This is a genomic window from Arthrobacter sp. DMZ02-1R, from assembly GCF_057747935.1.
In genome coordinates this window covers 764,685-781,496 of the sequence record NZ_CM173230.1, presented here as the reverse complement: position 1 = coordinate 781,496, position 16,812 = coordinate 764,685, and the positions used below count along the sequence as shown (strand labels likewise).

The following is a 16,812-nucleotide window of genomic DNA, read 5'->3' as shown; positions in this document are numbered from 1 at the left end:
CACGGTCCAGATTGTGACCGCAGACACTTGTTGTCAGCTCAAAACGCTAATGTGGGTTCCGGAAAAGCTCTTTGCGGAATCCCGTGAGGCGCCGCAGCCCAACGCCGTGCATGCTACGCGCGTCTGGGCGGGGCAGCCTGCCACAGGACCGCGCGGCAGAGATCGATGAATGATGAGGTTCACATGTCCCAGGACGCCAATGGATCGACCACCACCGCTGCACCCGGATCTGACGGGGCAGGCAACGGCGATGCCCTCGAAAACCTTCTCCATGAGAACCGGAAGTTCGCGCCCACCGCGGAATTCGCCGCGAACGCCGTCGTGGGCGCCGGGGAGTATGCCGAGGCGGCCGCGGACCGGCCTGCTTTCTGGGCGAGGCAGGCCCGGGAGCTGCTGGACTGGGACACGGACTTCGGCCAGGCCCTGGACTGGTCCGAGCCGCCGTTCGCGAAGTGGTTCGTCGGCGGCAAGGTCAACGCCGCGTACAACGCCCTGGACCGGCATGTGGAGAACGGGCTCGGGGACCGGGTGGCGATCTACTTCGAGGGCGAACCCGGCGACACGCGCTCCTACACGTACGCGCAGCTGACCGAGGAGGTCAAAAGGTGCGCGAACGCGTTCGAGTCCCTGGGCGTGGCCAAGGGCGACCGGGTGGCCGTGTACCTGCCCATGATCCCGGAAGCCGTCATCACGATGCTGGCCTGTGCCCGGATCGGGGCCGTGCACTCGGTGGTGTTCGGCGGCTTCTCCGCCGACGCCCTGCGCTCCAGGATCGATGACGCCCAGGCCAGGCTCGTGGTCACCGCGGACGGCACGTACCGGCGCGGCAAGCCCAGCCCGCTCAAGGCCGCCGTGGACCAGGCCCTGACCAAGCCAGGCCACGCGGTCGAGCACGTCGTGGTCGTCAAGCGCAACGGGGAACCGGTGGACTGGCACGAGGGCCGGGACCGGTGGTGGGAGGACACCGTCGGCGCCGCGTCCGGCGAGCACACCGCGGCCGGGCATGACTCCGAACACCCGCTCTTCATCCTCTACACCTCCGGGACCACGGGCAAGCCCAAGGGCATCCTGCACACCACCGGCGGGTACCTCACCCAGACCGCCTACACGCACAAGGCGGTCTTCGACCTGCACCCGGCGACGGACGTGTTCTGGTGCACCGCCGACGTCGGCTGGGTCACCGGCCACTCCTACGTCGCCTACGCACCCCTGGTCAACGGCGCCACCCAGGTCATGTACGAAGGCACCCCGGACTCCCCGCACCAGGGCCGCTGGTGGGAAATCGTGGAAAAGTACAAGGTATCCATCCTCTACACCGCCCCCACGGCCATCCGGACCTTCATGAAGTGGGGCAAGGACATCCCGGGCCGGTACGACCTGTCCTCGATCCGGGTCCTGGGCTCCGTGGGCGAACCCATCAACCCCGAGGCCTGGATGTGGTACCGGGACGTCATCGGCTCCAACGCCGGCAGGAACGGGCAAAAGAAGGAACACCCGGCCCCCATCGTGGACACCTGGTGGCAGACCGAGACCGGCGCCCAGATGATCGCGCCCCTGCCCGGGGTCACCGCGACCAAGCCCGGCTCCGCGCAGGTCCCGCTGCCCGGCATCGCGATCGACGTCGTGGACGAGGCCGGGCAGTCCGTCCCGGACGGGCACGGCGGCTACCTCGTGGTCCGCGAACCCTGGCCCGCGATGCTCCGCGGCATCTGGGGGGACCCGGAACGGTTCAAGGAGACCTACTGGTCCCGCTTCGAGGGCATGTACTTCGCCGGCGACGGCGCCAAGAAGGACGAAGACGGGGACATCTGGCTCCTGGGCCGGGTCGATGACGTCATGAACGTCTCCGGACACCGGCTCTCCACCACCGAGATCGAATCCGCCCTCGTCTCCCACCCCTGGGTGGCGGAGGCCGCCGTCGTCGGAGCCTCCGACGAAACCACCGGCCAGTCCGTGGTCGCGTTCGTCATCCTGCGCGGGGACGCCGTCAACGACGGCGACGCCACCGTCGCCGAACTGCGCAACCACGTGGGCAAGGAAATCGGCCCCATCGCCAAACCCAGGCACATCCTCGTGGTCCCCGAACTGCCCAAGACCCGCTCGGGCAAGATCATGCGCCGCCTCCTCAAGGACGTCGCCGAAGGCCGCGAACCCGGCGACGCCACCACCCTCTCGGACCCCACCATCATGGCCCAGATCGCCGAATCCCTGAAGAAGTAAGCATTTCACCGGCCCACACAAGGCGCCACACCAACCCCGCAAAGGCGGCGGTCCCCTCCCACGGGGACCGCCGCCTCTGTCTTAAAACCCACCGTCGCAAGAATGTTATATTTAGTTCTTTCATGTTCTCTTTTGAGCGGTTATAGTCGAGTTCTACGTGAGATAACTCACAAGCACCACGCTTTCAAGGGAGAAAAAATGGCAGCGCAACTTGACCCGTTCCAGTCGTCCCGCATTGCTGGGCCTGGACGCCGCACCATCCTGAAAACGCTCGGCATAGGTGCTGCCGGGCTGGCCGGCATTCCGCTGCTGGCGGCCTGCACCGGAGGTTCCGGCCCGGCGCCGGGAGCCTCTTCGAAGAGCCTGACTTTCGGCTCAGGTTCCTCGGACGATGTGCCCAAGAACGCCTACAAAGCAGTCACCGATGCGTTCACCAAGAAATCCGGAATCACGGTGGCTACCAACGTTGTTCCGCACAACGACTTCCAGAACAAGATCAATTCCTACCTCCAGGGCAGCCCGGACGACGCGTTCACGTGGTTCGCGGGCTACCGCATGCAGTACTACGCGAGCAAGGGCCTGCTGGCTCCTGTGGACGACGTCTGGGCAAAGATCGGCAGCAACTTCTCCGATGCCATGAAGAAAGCCTCCACAGGCCCGGACGGCAAGATGTACTTGGTCCCTAACTACAACTACCCCTGGGGCTTCTTCTACCGGAAGAGCTTCTGGGCCGAAAAGGGCTACGCAGTCCCGAAGACGTTTGATGAGCTGAAGACCCTAGCCGCCAAGATGAAGGGTGACGGCATCATCCCCATCGGCTTCGCGGACAAGGATGGCTGGCCGGCGATGGGAACCTTCGACTACATCAACATGCGCCTGAACGGATACCAATTCCATGTGGACCTGACCGCCCACAAGGAAAGCTGGGACCAGAAGAAGGTCAGCGACGTCTTCGACACCTGGAAGGCCCTGCTGCCGTTCCAGGACCCCGCCGCGCTCGGCCAGACCTGGCAGGATGCTGCCAAGGCCCTCGAAGCCAAGAAGACCGGCATGTACCTGCTGGGCTCCTTCGTGACCCAGCAGTTCACGGATCCCGCGGTGCTGGCGGACATCGATTTCTTCCCGTTCCCGGAAATTGCCGTGGAAGGCACCGACGCCGTCGAGGCCCCCATCGACGGCCTGCTCCTGTCCAAGAAGGGCGGCGACAACCAGGCCGCCCACGATTTCCTTGCTTTCATGGGATCCGCCGAGGGCCAGAACGCCTACGCAGCCGTGGACACCTCCAACATCGCCACCGTCAAGGGCGCCGACACGTCAAAGTTCACCCCGTTGAACAAGAAGTGCGCGGACACCATCGCCAACGCCAAGTACATCAGCCAGTTCCTGGACCGCGACGCCCTCCCTGCCATGGCCAACAACGTGATGATCCCCGCGCTGCAGTCCTTCATCAAAGACGGCACCGTGGACGTCAAGAACCTTGAAGCTCAGGCCAAGACCCTATACGCCGCCCAGTAGTCGCCGTGACAGGAACGACGACGGCGGTTCCGCCCGCCGTCGTCGGGCCACCTTTTGCAAACTGAAGGAATCCCCATGAGTACTACCGCCGAAAAACCGGCCGCACCGGACAGCGAGCCCGGCGCTGCCGGGCGAGCCGCGGCCGGCAAGGTTCGCCCCGGCGCCGGCAGGCGGCCCGGCAAAGCAGGCAAAGTCCGTCGCCTCACCCGGCGTGACAAATTGGTCCTCGCGATCATGGTGGGTTTGCCCACCCTGATCCAACTGCTGCTGGTCTGGCTGCCGACGCTCTTCTCCATCGGGCTGAGCTTCACCCGCTGGAACGGCCTGGACCTCAAGGACATCAAGGCAGCCGGAACGGATAACTACCGCTTTGTGGTCCAGGACTATCCCCCGTTTTGGCCCGCCATGCAGCACAACATCCTGTGGCTCGTCTTCCTGGCCCTCATCGCAACACCCCTCGGCCTGCTCCTGGCCGTGCTTTTGGACCAGAAAATCCGCGGCAGCAAGATCTACCAGAGCATCTTTTTCACGCCCGTCATGCTGTCCCTGGCCCTCATCGGCGTGATCTGGCAACTGTTCTATAACCGCGACAGCGGCTTGCTTAATTTCCTGCTCGGCACGGCCGGCACACCCCGGGCCGTGGACTGGTTCGGAGATTCCAACGTCAATATCTGGGCAGCAATGGTTGCAGCGACGTGGCGTCATTCCGGGTACGTCATGCTCCTGTACTTGGCCGGACTCAAGGGTGTGGACCCGACCCTGCGGGAGGCGGCGTCGATTGACGGCGCCAACGCCGCACAGACGTTCTTCCGCGTCGTCTTCCCGGCCATGCGGCCTGTGAACATCGTGATCGTGGTAATCACCATCATCGAGTCGCTGCGTGCCTTCGACATTGTGTACATCATCAACCGCGGAACCAACGGCCTTGAATTGATCAGCGCCCTGGTGATCCAGAACCTCGTCGGTGAAGGCCAGGTGATCGGCGTCGGCTCGGCCCTCGCGGTCATCCTCCTGGTTATTTCGCTGATCCCCATCGTCTTCTACCTCATCCGCACCTTCGGCAAGGAGAGCAAGGCATGAGCACCCTCGCCAACCCCATCCCAAGCACAGCAGGAGCCGCGGCCGTGTCCCGGAACTCCGGCAAGCGCCACTACGGGACCCATATCTTCCTGACCGTCATGGCAGTGATGTGGTTGATTCCGCTGGGCTGGTCCCTGTACACGGCCTTGCGCCCCAAAGCCGACACGGACAAGTACGGCTACTTCAGTTTTGGCGGCAGCTTCAGCTTCGACAACTTCATCCAAGCTTGGACCCAGGGCGGGTTTTCGAAGTATCTCTTGAACTCTCTGATCATCACGGCCCCCGCGGTGCTATTGACCCTGTTCTTTGCCTCAATGATGGCGTTCGCCGTCTCCAGGGTGAACTGGAAATTCAACATCACGCTTCTGATCATGTTCACGGCGGGCAACCTCCTGCCACCGCAAGTCCTCGCGGCCCCGTTGTTCGAAATGTTCAAGCATCTCTCGCTGCCGTACTCCTTCAGCGATTCCGGCAACCTGCTCAACACCTACATTTCCGTGATCGCCGTGGACACGGCCTTCCAGATCGGTTTCTGCACCTTCGTGCTTTCCAACTACATGAAGGCCCTCTCGTCCGACCTCACAGAGGCCGCATTGGTGGACGGGGCCGGAATCTGGCGGCAGTACTGGAACATCATCCTGCCGCTCTGCCGACCCGCCCTCGCAGCGCTCGGCACGCTGGAAGTCATCTTCATCTACAACGATTTCTTCTGGCCGTTGCTCTTCATCCAAAGTGGCGACCGCTTGCCCATCACCACCGCCATCAACAACCTACAGGGCCAGTTCCTCAGCAACTACAACCTGATTGCCGCGGGCGCCATGATCACCCTGATACCCACCCTGATTATCTACCTCGCGCTGCAGCGCCAGTTCGTGGCCGGCCTCACGCTCGGTTCCAGCAAAGGATAAAAACGCATGGCCATGGATTACATCGTCGACAAGCTGGGCGGCCGAATCGCCTTTGGTGGGGACTACAACCCCGAGCAATGGCCCGAGGAGGTCTGGAAACACGACGTCGCGCTCATGAAGGAAGCCGGGGTGAACCTGGTGAGTGTCGGGATCTTCAGCTGGGCACTCCTGGAGCCGGAGGAAGGCCGTTACGAGTTCGGTTGGCTGGACAGGGTCCTTGAGCTTCTCCACGCCAGTGGCATTAGCGTGGACCTCGCCAATGCGAGCGCCTCTCCCCCGCCCTGGTTCAGCCGCAAGTACCCTGATTCGCTTCCGGTCGATGCCGACGGCGTTCGGCAAAGTTACGGTTCGCGGCAGGCTTTCGCAGCGTGCTCCCCGGACTATCGCCGGGCGGCAGCAGCCCTGACGACGGCGATCGTGCAGCGCTACGCCGAGCACCCCGCCGTCGTGATGTGGCATGTCCACAACGAGTACGGCTGCCACAACCAACCGGACTTCGGTCCGCATGCGGAGCGTGGCTTCCAGGAGTGGCTCCAGGACAGGTACGGCAGCCTTGACGCGCTCAATGAGGCGTGGGGCACGGCGTTCTGGTCGCAGCACTATTACGACTGGGCCGAGATCCTCCCGCCGCGCCGCTCCGGAACCTGGGTGAACCCCACCCAACAGCTGGATTTCGCGCGGTTCTCCTCCGATGCGCTCCTCGAGTGCTTCAACGCCGAGGCGGACATCATCCGGGCACATTCAAAGCATCCCGTGACCACGAATTTCATGGGCTTCAACATGGGTTTGAACGCCCCTGTTGACTATTGGCGCTGGTCCGGACACATGGACGTCGTTTCCAATGACCACTATCTGATTGCCGCCGACGAGCGGAACTTCCAGGACCTGGCCATGACGGCGGACCTCACCCGCGGCTGGGCGCAGGGCAAACCGTGGCTCCTGATGGAACACTCCACCTCGGCAGTCAACTGGCAACCCCGCAACGTGGCCAAGGCCCCGGGCGAAATGCTCCGCAACTCACTGCAACACGTGGCCCGCGGAACCGATGGCGTGTTGTTCTTCCAGTGGCGGGCCTCCCGAGCCGGGGCAGAAAAGTACCATTCCGGGCTGGTCCCCCACGCCGGCCGCGACAGCAAAGTGTGGCGCGAAGTAGTGGAGCTGGGCCGTGCGATCGAGAGCATTTCGGAGGTGGCCGGCTCTACGGTCCAGGCCGAGACCTGCATCATCCACGACACCGATGCCCGTTGGGGCACCGAACTGGACTCGCACCCCAGCGAGGACGCCCGGAACGTCCCCGAAACGCGGCGTTGGCACGATGCCCTCTACCGGGCCGGCATCACCACGGACATTCGGCAAAGCACCGACGACCTCTCCGGCTACAAGCTGGTGATCGCGCCCATGCTCTATTTGGTCACGGATGAAGGCGCCGCAAGGCTCCACGAGTACGTCGAAGCCGGCGGAACCCTGGTGATCACGTATTTCTCCGGAATCGTTGACGAGAACGACCACATCCGCATGGACCCGGTCAATGGCGGCGGCTACCCGGGGGCATTCTCCGAATTGCTCGGCGTGAGCATGGAGGAATTCTTCCCCTTGCGTTCAGGAGACACCGTGGGCTTGAGCCAGTTCGGCTCCGGGACTCTGTGGAGCGAGTTGGGGAAGGTGACCGACGCTAAGGTTCTCGCCACGTTCGACGGCGGTGCGGGGCTGGGTGGTGAGGACCGCGGCACGGGCCGGTCCGGCGTCGGAGGCTCCCCGGCGGTCACCCGCCGAGCGGGAGCGAGCGGACGCGGTGCCGCGTACTACGTCGCCACCAGTCTGGGCCGCACCGGCCTGGCCGAACTGGTCCAGCTCCTCTGCTCGGACGCCGGGGTGGAGCCTGTCTTGGGCGTTCGGCCTCCGGAAGACGTGGAAATCGTCCGCCGGAGCAACGGCACCAAGGACTGGACGTTCGTCATCAACCACAGCGCCCAGGACGTGAATGTGCCGCTCGACGGCGTCGAGCTCCTGAGCGGAACCGCCACCGGAGGTACGCTAATCCTTACTGCCGGAGGCGTCGCCGTCGTCGAGTCTTCCCGCTAGCCCACTGCCAACTCCTCCAGAAAGGCTCCGATGCTTCAGGCAGCGCGCCACACCGCCATCGTCGATGCCGTCCAGCGCGAACGGGTTGTCCGTGTCTCGGATCTCGCGCAACAGCTGGGCGTCTCCGCCATGACCGTTCGGCGCGACATCGAGTCGCTTGAGGAATCAGGCCTCGTCGAGCGTATCCATGGCGGGGCCAAGATACCCGGCGATGCGCGGACCCACGAGCCAGGCTTCGAGCTGAAGTCCACGCAGCTGATCGAGGAAAAGCATGCGATCGCCGTCGAGGCCGCCACCCTCGTCCACGAAGGCATGGCCGTGGGCTTGAGCGCGGGAACTACCACCTACGAGCTCGCCAAGGAACTCCTCGACGGCCCGCGGATCACTGTGGTGACGAACTCCATCAGGATCGCGGATCTCTTTTACAACGCTTCAGGTTCGCGCGAAAGTTTCCCGGTCATCGTCACGGGCGGCGAGCGCACGCCGTCGGACGCCTTGGTGGGCCCCATTGCCACCGCCGCCCTGAAACAGCTCCACCTCGACACGCTGTTCCTGGGCGTCCACGGCATGGACGCAGACGCCGGGTTCACCACTCCGAACCTGCAGGAAGCCGAAACCAACCGAGCCTTCATCAGTGCGGCCCGCAACGTGGTGGTCTTGGCGGACCACAGCAAATGGGGAACGGTGGGCATCGCCTCGATTGCCCAGCTGGAAGAGGCCGACGTGCTCGTGACGGACTCTCACCTCGGCGAGGATGCCCGGCGAATCCTCGCCGAAGGCGTCGGGAAACTCAGGATCGCGACGCCCTGAACCCAACTAACTCACAGTAGTTGTCGTTATGGGCCCTGAAAACGACCTCAAAACGACAACAACTGCGAGTCAGTTGGGCTGGGAGGGCGCTAAGGGCACCCGCACGATTGCCGGATGCGGAGTTGGGTCGGGAAGACCCTGTGCTGCGGGGGTTCGTTGCGGCCCTCACCCACCAGGGCGGACACTGCGGCCTCTGCCATCTCCCACACCGGCTGCTCCACGGTGGTCAGCGCCGGCCAGCTGTACTCGGCCTCAACCGAGCCGTCAAAGGACGCCACGGCAATATCTTCCGGAACCGACAGACCAGCCTCGCGGATTGCCCGCAGAACCCCGATTGCCTGCATATCGGAGCTGGCGAAGATCGCCGTCGGACGCTTGGGAGAGGCAAGAAGGCGCTGACCGGCTGCGTAGCCGCCAGGGCGGTCGAAACCGCCGCGGGCAACGGGTCCAGGAGGCAGTCCCGCGGCTTGCAGAGCCCGCAGCCACCCCTCTTCCCGTCCGTCCGTCACGTTGTCCGCCGTGATTCCCATGGCAACGCCGATGCTCTTGTGACCATGGCCGATCAAGTGTTCCACGGCCAGCCGGGCACCGGCCTCGAGGTCCACGCCCACGCTGTTGAATCCGGGGGCGACCGAGGCATGGTTCAGCAGGACCGAAGGGATTTCGGCCGCCACGAGCTCCACCAAATCGGGTTCAAACATGACGCTGGCCAGGACCACACCATCGACCTGCCGGGCGGCGAGGTTGCGAATGTGGCGGCGTTCGGAGTCCAGCTTGTTGTCGGAGTTCGTCAGCAACAGGGCATATCCGCGCTCGGCGGCAGCCACTTCCACTGCATGTCCCAGCAGCGCCCAGAACGGGTTGCTGGAGTCCGGAATCACCAGGCCGAGCGTTTGATTGGAACCCATTTTGAGCGCACGCGCGGTGGCGTTCGGGCGGTACCCCAAGATCCGGATGGCGTCCTGGACCTTGGCTTCCGTGGCCGGCGCCACCTTCTTGGGACCGCCGTTCACCACATAGCTCACGACGGCGGTGCTCACCCCGGCGTACCGGGCCACGTCTTTGCGCGTCACTGGACCGCGCGGGGTGTGCACTGCCGAAGTTGTCATGGTGATCATGGTAGCTACAAAGCTTCGGGTGCATCTCCGAAGTCCCGGATGGGGAGGCGCTCACCGCCACGGAGGGCAGACTCGTGTGCCACCACGCCCGGAAGCGTGAAGCGAGCCGCCACCCAGGCATTGACCGGAGGAAGACTCCCCTGGTTCACGGCGGTGACGAAGTCGTCCACCAGGAACTGGTGGCTGCCTTCGTGCCCGGTCGGGGCGCCATCGAATTCAGCAGGCAGTCGGCCGGCGTCGTGCACAGGAGCAAGGCCGGAGATGAAGGCACCGCGAAGCTCTGGGGCGACGTCCGCCAGCGACGGGTCGTCGGCCGACATGCTCGGCTTGGTCTCCACTTGCTCGGAGACGTCCAGCACGCCTTCCTTATCCTGCCACAGTGTGGTGGTGGCCAACTGTTCAAAGCTTGCCTCCGTGCCGAAGAAACGGAACCGGGACTCGCGGATGTGGGAGGGATAGCCCACGCGGCGCATCTCGTTGGTCCGCATCGCGCCGCCGTCGTTCATTTCGAAGAGCGCCGTGGCGTTGGAGAAGTCGTTGTCGAACATGCTGACTTCCTTGTCGAAGACGCCGTCGCCACGATCATCCTTGACGCCGATACAGCTGACGCTCACCGCATGGCCAGGCACGGCACCCAGCACGCCGCCGATGGCGTGGGTGGGGTACAGCATGGGCGGGTAGCTGGCGGTTGCCTTCCAGTTTTCGCCGCCACTGTACTGGTAGGCCTCGTAGAAGCCCAGGTCCATGTCGTGGACGTAGTCACCCTCCGTGTAGAAGATGCGTCCGAACTTGCCAGCGGCGTGCTGCTTGCGGGCGTAGACCGTGGCGGGGTTGTAGTAGCTGGTCTCGCCCATGGCATAGACAAGCTTGGTCTCACGCACAGCGTCGATGATCCCGGCGATCTGCTCCTCGGAGATCGCCATGGGAACGGCTGAGTAGACATGCTTTCCGGCGCGCAGCGCCTTGATCACCAACGGACCGTGTGTCCAGCGCTGCGTGAAGATGGCGACGGCGTCGACGTCGGAGGCCAGCAACTCATCGAAGCTGTCCATTGTTCCGTCCAGGCCCAGCTGTTCAACAGCCTTGGCTGCCCGCTCAGGTAGCTCATCCACCGCGTAGACCGCGGAAACCCCGGGGTGGAGCTTGAAGAGGTGGGCAAATTGGCCGCCAAACTGGCCAAGTCCTACTACTCCCATTGAAAACGTCATTGTTAGCCCTTCGTTGATTGTGGTTGCTCGCGGAGTGCCGTCTCCGGACGGGAAATGGTCCGAAGGGTGGCTCAGGCCAGTGAATCACTACGATCTACTCGAGTCAACAAAACGCAATAAATCCAAAATAATCGAACAAAACCTCACAAACCTACTTGACCCCTCCGTATCTACTCGTGTAGATTTCCATCAGTTGTAACCCACATCACAGTCAGGAAAGGGTCGAAGATGACCACCCTTGCCAAACAAGCGGAGCCCGCCGCACCTCCCCAATCGGGCAAACCGTCCAGGTTCAGCATTCGCCGGATCGGGGACTTGAAGATCGCACTTCTGTTCATCTTCCCGGCGTTGATCGGCTTTGTAGTTTTCTTCCTTGTCCCCACCATCCGGGGCATCTACCTCAGCTTCACCGAGTACAGCATCCTCGGTGACCCCACGTGGATCGGCATCAAGAACTACACGGCAATATTCAGCGACGATCTGTTCTGGAACGCCATGGCCGTCACGGTCCAGTACGTCGCGCTGAACATCGGATTCCAGACCGTCATCGCCATCGGACTCGCGCTGCTCATGCACCGCGTGGCCAAATCGACGTTTATCCGCGGCGCGCTCCTGCTCCCGTTCCTGGTGGCCAACGTGATCGTCGCGCTGCTCTGGTTCTGGATGCTCGACTACCAACTGGGCATCGTCAACGAAGTCATCAGCTGGTTGGGCCTGCCCCGCATCGCATTCTTCGGGAGCGAACAGTGGGCCATTCCCACCATCGCCTTCGTCAACGTCTGGCGGCACATGGGCTACACCGCCCTGCTGATCTTCGCCGGCCTGCAGTCCATCCCCAACCACGTCTACGAGGTGGCCAACCTTGACGGAGCCTCCCCCACCCGGACGTTCTGGAGCATCACCATGCCGCTCCTTCGCCCCGTGCTGGTCCTTGTCCTGGTAGTCACCGTCATCGGTTCGTTCCAAGTCTTCGACACGGTCGCCGTAACCACTGGCGGTGGACCCGTCAACGCCTCCCGCGTCATCCAGATGTACATCTACCAGAAGGCCTTCGGCGAGTCCGACTTCGGCTACGCCTCGGCGCTGTCCGTGATTCTCTTCATCATTCTCGCCCTGGTGGCCTTCATCCAGATGAAGTTCCTCAAGGGCAACGAGACGGACCTGGACTAAGGAAACCCCGCCATGAGTACCTCCACCAATTCCCGCCGCACGCGCGAGTCCGCTGCCGCCGTCGTCGGCCCCCTGAAGTCGCGCCGTCCCCACACGAAACCCTTCAACTGGCGCCGCACCGGCGCTTGGGTCCTTGTGGTGATCGCAGTCGTGGTCACGATCGCTCCGTTCCTGTGGATGCTCCGGACTGCACTGTCCAGCAATCATTCGCTGGCCTCCAATGCCGGCAATCTCCTTCCCGCCGATTTCAGCTGGGGCGCGTTCCAGCGCGTCCTGGGGCTCCAAAGCCCCGAGCAAGCAATTGCCGAGGGCGGTTCCGGCGCCGCCATTAACTTCTGGCTGTACCTGCGAAACTCAATTGTTTTTGCCACCATGACCACTGCAGGCCAGGTGTTCTTCAGCGCGATGGCCGCCTACGCTTTTTCCCGACTGCGCTGGCCCGGCCGGAACAAGGTCTTCGCGATCTTCCTGGCCACCATGATGGTCCCGCCGATCTTCACGGCCCTGCCCAACTTCCTGATGATCAAGAACCTGGGCCTGCTCAACAGCTTCGCCGGCCTGGCACTGCCCTACATGTTCATGACGCCCTTCGCAATCTTCTTCCTGCGCCAGTTCTTCCTGAGCATGTCCCGCGAAGTGGAAGAGGCAGCCATGCTCGACGGCGCCAAGCACCTCAGGATCTTCTTCCAGATTGTGATCCCCAACGCAGCCGCACCCCTGGCCACCCTGGCGCTGCTGACCTTCATCGGTCAGTGGAACGAGTACTTCTGGCCGCTCCTGGTGGGCCAGGACGAGAACGTCCGCGTCCTCACCGTTGGCCTGGGTGTCTTCAAGTCCCAGTCCCCGCAAGGGGCACCGGACTGGAGCGGGCTCATGGCCGCAACCCTCGTGGCAGCCCTCCCGGTTCTCCTGCTCTTCATCGCCTTCGGCAAGAAGGTAGTGAACTCCATCGGCTTCTCCGGCATCAAGTAGTTCTTCCTCCCCAACCAACACCCAGCTCTATCGCAACCCCCTGAAAGGTCCACCATGAAGAAATCCACTGGCACCGTCGCAGCTGCCGTCGCCGTCGCTGCCGCAGCCGCGCTATCACTCTCCGCTTGTGGCGGCGGCTCCGCCCCCGCCTCCAGCGAGGCCAAGGGTGAGATCAACTACTGGCTGTGGGATGCAAACCAGCTGCCCGCCTACCAGCAGTGCGCGAGTGACTTCACCAAGGCCAACCCGAACATCACGGTCAAAATCACGCAGCGCGGCTGGGACGACTACTGGACCACCCTGACCAACGGCTTCGTGTCCGGCACGGCTCCGGACGTCTTCACCGACCACCTGGCCAAGTACCCGGAGTTCGCCTCCAAGAAGCAGCTGCTGGCCCTCGACGACGCCGTGGCCAAGGACGGCGTCAAGCTGGACAGCTACAACAAGGGCCTGGCCGATCTCTGGGTGGGCCAGGACGGCAAGCGCTATGGCCTTCCCAAGGACTGGGACACCATCAGCCTCTTCTACAACAAGGCCATGACTGATTCCGCCGGCATCACGGCCGAGCAGATGGCCAAGCTGGATTGGAACCCCAAGGACGGCGGTAGCTACGAAAAGACCATCGCCCACCTGACCGTGGACAAAAACGGCAAGCGTGGAGACGAAGCCGGCTTCGACAAGAACAACGTGGCCGTCTACGGCCTGGGCCTGGAATCCTCCGGTTCCGGCCAGGGCCAGACCCAGTGGAGCTTCCTAACGGCCACCACCGGCTGGACCGCAACCGACAAGAACCCGTGGGCAAGCAAGTTCAACTACGACGACCCCAAGTTCCAGGAAACCATCAGCTGGTGGGCCGGACTCGCGGACAAGGGCTACATGCCCAAACTTGAAACGACCGTAGGCGCCAGCGTGTCGGACAACTTCGGAGCCGGCAAGGCTGCGATCAACACCAGCGGCTCATGGATGATCGGCCAGTACACCAGCTACAAGGGCATCCAGACCGCCATCGCCCCCACCCCGGTGGGCCCCAGTGGCAAGCGCGCGTCCATGTTCAACGGCCTGGCCGACTCCATCTGGGCCGGCACCAAGAACCCCGCAGCCGCCACCAAGTGGGTTGAATACCTCGGTTCCTCCGCCTGCCAGGACGTCGTTGCCAACAAGGCAGTGGTCTTCCCCGCTATCTCCACCTCCTCGGATCTGGCCGCCAAGGCCTTCGCGGCCAAGGGTGTGGACGTCTCCGCCTTCACCACCCAGGTCAAGGACGGCACCACGTTCCTCTTCCCCATCGCGGACAAGGCTGCCAAAGTTGACGGCATCATGAAGCCCGCAATGGACGCAGTGCTCAGCGGCAAGAAGCCCGCCAGCTCGCTGTCCGACGCCAACAACCAGGTCAACAACCTCTTCAAGTAACACCCCCCCGAGAACCAGTCCGGGCGCCGCCGCTTCACTCCTTTGACGGCGGCGCCCGGACTCCCCCTCCCGACAACGCAACGACGCAGCAACACGACAACCCCTTGAAAGTGAACCGCACATGCAACCGCTCCACCTCCGTTCCGCCGGCACAAGCCTCGTGCTCAGCTTCGACAACGGAGAGGCCGCGGTCATCCATTGGGGCGCCGATCTCGGCAGCGCCCTCCCGGACCTCGCCATCCTGGGCGAACCCATCCCCCACTCTGCCGTCGACGGCACGGTCCCGACGGCGCTGCTCCCGCAAGGTTCCTCTGCCTGGCAGGGCCGTCCGGGCCTGCGCGGCCACAGAATCGCCGACGGCGTTCCCGGCCTGGACTTTTCGGTCCGGCTTCGCGTGGTGGACGTCCACGCTGACGGCAGCTCCGCCGTCGCCTCTGCAGTGATTGTCCAAAAAGATCCCGACGCCGGAATCACAGTGACGTCCGCCCTGACACTCCACCCCGGCGGGCTCCTTGAGCTTCGCCACACGGCTGTCAACGACGGCACGTCCCCCTTCCAGCTCGACGAACTGGCCACCGTCCTCCCGGTGGGGCCGGACGCCGTCGAGCTCCTTGACCTCACCGGACGCTGGTGCCGCGAGCGGCACCCACAGCGCCGGCCCGTCCAACAAGGCACGTGGGTACGCACGGGACGCCACGGCCGCACGGGGCACGATTCCTCACTGCTTTTCGCCGCTGGCACAGCCGGATTCGGCAATCGCCACGGAAAGGTCTGGGCCACCCACTTGGCTTGGAGCGGCAACCACGAACAGTTCGCCGACACCGTGGCCGATGGCCGCACCATGATCGGCGGCTCGGAGCTCCTGGGCCCGGCCGAAGTTGTCCTCCAGCCGGGCGAAAGCTACACCACGCCCGCCCTGTTTGCCGCCTACTCAGATCGTGGCCTGGACGGCATCAGCGAAGCCTTCTATAGCTGGTTCCGGTCCCGTCCTCATCACGTCCTCCCCGCGGCTTCCACGGGACTCCCTGCAGGCAAGCCCCGCCCCGTGGTCCTGAACACCTGGGAAGCGGTGTACTTCGACCACAAGCTGGACACCCTGATCGAGCTCGCGGAATCCGCCGCCGAACTGGGGGTTGAGCGATTCGTGCTCGACGACGGGTGGTTCCGCAGACGCCGCGACGACCACGCCGGCTTGGGCGATTGGTACGTGGACGAAACCCTTTGGCCGGATGGCCTGACGCCACTCATCGAAGCCGTCAACTCCCACGGCATGGAATTCGGGCTCTGGGTGGAGCCGGAAATGATCAACCTGGACTCCGATGTTGCCCGTGCGCATCCTGACTGGATCGTGGGTCCTGCCGCGCTGTCCCACAAGGACGGCGGCCGCCTGCCCTTGGAATGGCGCCACCAGCACATCATCGACCTCGTCAATCCCGGTGCCTGGCAGTATGTCTTCGACCGGATCGATTCCCTGCTGCGGGAAAACAAGATCAGCTACCTCAAGTGGGACCAAAATCGAGACTTGCTGGAGCACGGCCATGCGGGCCGCGCGTCCGTCCACGAGCAGACCCTGGCCGCCTACCGGCTCTTCGACGAGCTCCGCAAGGCGCACCCCGGCGTCGAGATCGAAAGCTGTTCCTCCGGCGGTGCACGGGTGGACCTCGGCATCCTTGAGCGAACCGACCGGATTTGGGGATCGGACTGCAACGACGCCCTTGAGAGGCAGACCATCCAACGCTGGACCGGCGTTGTGGTTCCCCCGGAACTCGTGGGCGGGCACATCGGCCCCACCACGTCGCACACCACTACCCGGACGCATGATCTCTCTTTCCGAGCCATTACCGCACTGTTTGGGCATTTCGGCATGGAATGGGATGTCCGTCAGGTACATGGCGCCGAACGCGAGGAACTCAAGCGCTTCATCGCCCTGTACAAGGACCACCGCGGGCTCATCCACAGCGGGCGCATGGTCCGTGCGGACGTCCCCGACGACTCCCTGATGCTGCACGGTGTGGTGTCCGACGACGGCGACGCTGGCTTTTTCGCCGTCGTCAGCACCCGGACGTCGTTCGCCGAACAACCCGGCCGCGTGGCCATTCCGGGCCTCGACCCCGAGCGTTCCTACATGGTCCAGGCCATTTTCCCGGCCCCCGGCGACGCCGACTATGCCCGCGCGTTCACTCAGGTGCAGCCGCCGGCTTGGCTTCCCTCGGGCGCTAAGGCGAGCGGCCGCTTCCTGGCGGAGGTAGGCCTTCCCATGCCGGTCCTGAACCCGGAGCATGCTCTCTTGCTCCGGATCACTGCGGCGTAGGCAACCGT

The 16,812-nt window shown here is 63.8% G+C and carries 12 protein-coding genes; 10 read left to right on the top strand and 2 right to left on the bottom strand.

Features of this window, described 5'->3' with window-relative positions:
* Window positions 1–183: 183 nt before the first annotated feature.
* The 6 genes from acs (at window position 184) to AC3ANQ_RS03615 (ending at window position 8,615) form a co-directional block, all read left to right on the top strand.
* The gene (gene acs / locus AC3ANQ_RS03640) at window positions 184–2,220 is read left to right on the top strand and encodes an acetate--CoA ligase (protein WP_488303855.1); all 2,037 of its coding nucleotides are present in this window, start codon (window positions 184–186) and stop codon (window positions 2,218–2,220) included.
* A 198-nt stretch (window positions 2,221–2,418) separates the two neighbouring features.
* Complete coding sequence (locus AC3ANQ_RS03635) at window positions 2,419–3,735, top strand: ABC transporter substrate-binding protein (RefSeq protein WP_488303854.1); 1,317 nt, start codon at window positions 2,419–2,421, stop codon at window positions 3,733–3,735.
* Window positions 3,736–3,810: 75 nt separating this feature from the next.
* Complete coding sequence (locus AC3ANQ_RS03630) at window positions 3,811–4,815, top strand: carbohydrate ABC transporter permease (RefSeq protein ID WP_488303853.1); 1,005 nt, start codon at window positions 3,811–3,813, stop codon at window positions 4,813–4,815.
* Window positions 4,812–5,723, top strand: a complete 912-nt coding sequence (locus tag AC3ANQ_RS03625; RefSeq protein ID WP_488303852.1) for a carbohydrate ABC transporter permease — start codon at window positions 4,812–4,814, stop codon at window positions 5,721–5,723. Before AC3ANQ_RS03630 ends, AC3ANQ_RS03625 begins: the two co-directional genes overlap by 4 nt.
* Window positions 5,724–5,729: 6 nt before the next feature.
* Window positions 5,730–7,805, top strand: a complete 2,076-nt coding sequence (locus AC3ANQ_RS03620) for a beta-galactosidase (protein ID WP_488303851.1) — start codon at window positions 5,730–5,732, stop codon at window positions 7,803–7,805.
* 30 nt (window positions 7,806–7,835) lie between these two features.
* Window positions 7,836–8,615 (top strand): DeoR/GlpR family DNA-binding transcription regulator, encoded by a 780-nt coding sequence (locus tag AC3ANQ_RS03615; protein ID WP_488303850.1) that lies wholly within the window; start codon window positions 7,836–7,838, stop codon window positions 8,613–8,615.
* A gap of 89 nt (window positions 8,616–8,704) precedes the next feature.
* On the opposite strand, the gene AC3ANQ_RS03610 is transcribed toward AC3ANQ_RS03615, so the two are convergent.
* Window positions 8,705–9,724: a LacI family DNA-binding transcriptional regulator gene (locus AC3ANQ_RS03610; protein ID WP_488303849.1), complete on the bottom strand. Its 1,020-nt coding sequence runs from the start codon at window positions 9,722–9,724 to the stop codon at window positions 8,705–8,707.
* A gap of 14 nt (window positions 9,725–9,738) precedes the next feature.
* Window positions 9,739–10,941: a Gfo/Idh/MocA family protein gene (locus AC3ANQ_RS03605; protein WP_488303848.1), complete on the bottom strand. Its 1,203-nt coding sequence runs from the start codon at window positions 10,939–10,941 to the stop codon at window positions 9,739–9,741.
* Between the two features lie 228 nt (window positions 10,942–11,169).
* Between AC3ANQ_RS03605 and AC3ANQ_RS03600 the strand changes: the two genes are divergently transcribed.
* From AC3ANQ_RS03600 to AC3ANQ_RS03585, 4 genes are all read left to right on the top strand, one after another.
* The gene (locus AC3ANQ_RS03600; protein ID WP_488303847.1) at window positions 11,170–12,111 is read left to right on the top strand and encodes a carbohydrate ABC transporter permease; all 942 of its coding nucleotides are present in this window, start codon (window positions 11,170–11,172) and stop codon (window positions 12,109–12,111) included.
* 12 nt (window positions 12,112–12,123) lie between these two features.
* Window positions 12,124–13,083, top strand: a complete 960-nt coding sequence (locus AC3ANQ_RS03595; RefSeq protein WP_488303846.1) for a carbohydrate ABC transporter permease — start codon at window positions 12,124–12,126, stop codon at window positions 13,081–13,083.
* A 54-nt stretch (window positions 13,084–13,137) separates the two neighbouring features.
* A complete protein-coding gene (locus AC3ANQ_RS03590) occupies window positions 13,138–14,493 on the top strand; it encodes an ABC transporter substrate-binding protein (protein ID WP_488303845.1) in 1,356 nt (451 codons plus the stop codon).
* A 121-nt stretch (window positions 14,494–14,614) separates the two neighbouring features.
* Window positions 14,615–16,804: an alpha-galactosidase gene (locus tag AC3ANQ_RS03585; protein ID WP_488303844.1), complete on the top strand. Its 2,190-nt coding sequence runs from the start codon at window positions 14,615–14,617 to the stop codon at window positions 16,802–16,804.
* Window positions 16,805–16,812: the final 8 nt, after the last annotated feature.

Excerpts from the sequence above, each read along its gene's own strand:
- acs (WP_488303855.1), top strand. The coding sequence starts at position 184 with ATGTCCCAGGACGCCAATGGATCGACCACCACCGCTGCACCCGGATCT.
- AC3ANQ_RS03635 (WP_488303854.1), top strand. The coding sequence starts at position 2,419 with ATGGCAGCGCAACTTGACCCGTTCCAGTCGTCCCGCATTGCTGGGCCT.
- AC3ANQ_RS03630 (WP_488303853.1), top strand. The coding sequence starts at position 3,811 with ATGAGTACTACCGCCGAAAAACCGGCCGCACCGGACAGCGAGCCCGGC.
- AC3ANQ_RS03625 (WP_488303852.1), top strand. The coding sequence starts at position 4,812 with ATGAGCACCCTCGCCAACCCCATCCCAAGCACAGCAGGAGCCGCGGCC.
- AC3ANQ_RS03620 (WP_488303851.1), top strand. The coding sequence starts at position 5,730 with ATGGCCATGGATTACATCGTCGACAAGCTGGGCGGCCGAATCGCCTTT.
- AC3ANQ_RS03615 (WP_488303850.1), top strand. The coding sequence starts at position 7,836 with ATGCTTCAGGCAGCGCGCCACACCGCCATCGTCGATGCCGTCCAGCGC.
- AC3ANQ_RS03610 (WP_488303849.1), bottom strand. The coding sequence starts at position 9,724 with ATGACAACTTCGGCAGTGCACACCCCGCGCGGTCCAGTGACGCGCAAA.
- AC3ANQ_RS03605 (WP_488303848.1), bottom strand. The coding sequence starts at position 10,941 with ATGACGTTTTCAATGGGAGTAGTAGGACTTGGCCAGTTTGGCGGCCAA.
- AC3ANQ_RS03600 (WP_488303847.1), top strand. The coding sequence starts at position 11,170 with ATGACCACCCTTGCCAAACAAGCGGAGCCCGCCGCACCTCCCCAATCG.
- AC3ANQ_RS03595 (WP_488303846.1), top strand. The coding sequence starts at position 12,124 with ATGAGTACCTCCACCAATTCCCGCCGCACGCGCGAGTCCGCTGCCGCC.
- AC3ANQ_RS03590 (WP_488303845.1), top strand. The coding sequence starts at position 13,138 with ATGAAGAAATCCACTGGCACCGTCGCAGCTGCCGTCGCCGTCGCTGCC.
- AC3ANQ_RS03585 (WP_488303844.1), top strand. The coding sequence starts at position 14,615 with ATGCAACCGCTCCACCTCCGTTCCGCCGGCACAAGCCTCGTGCTCAGC.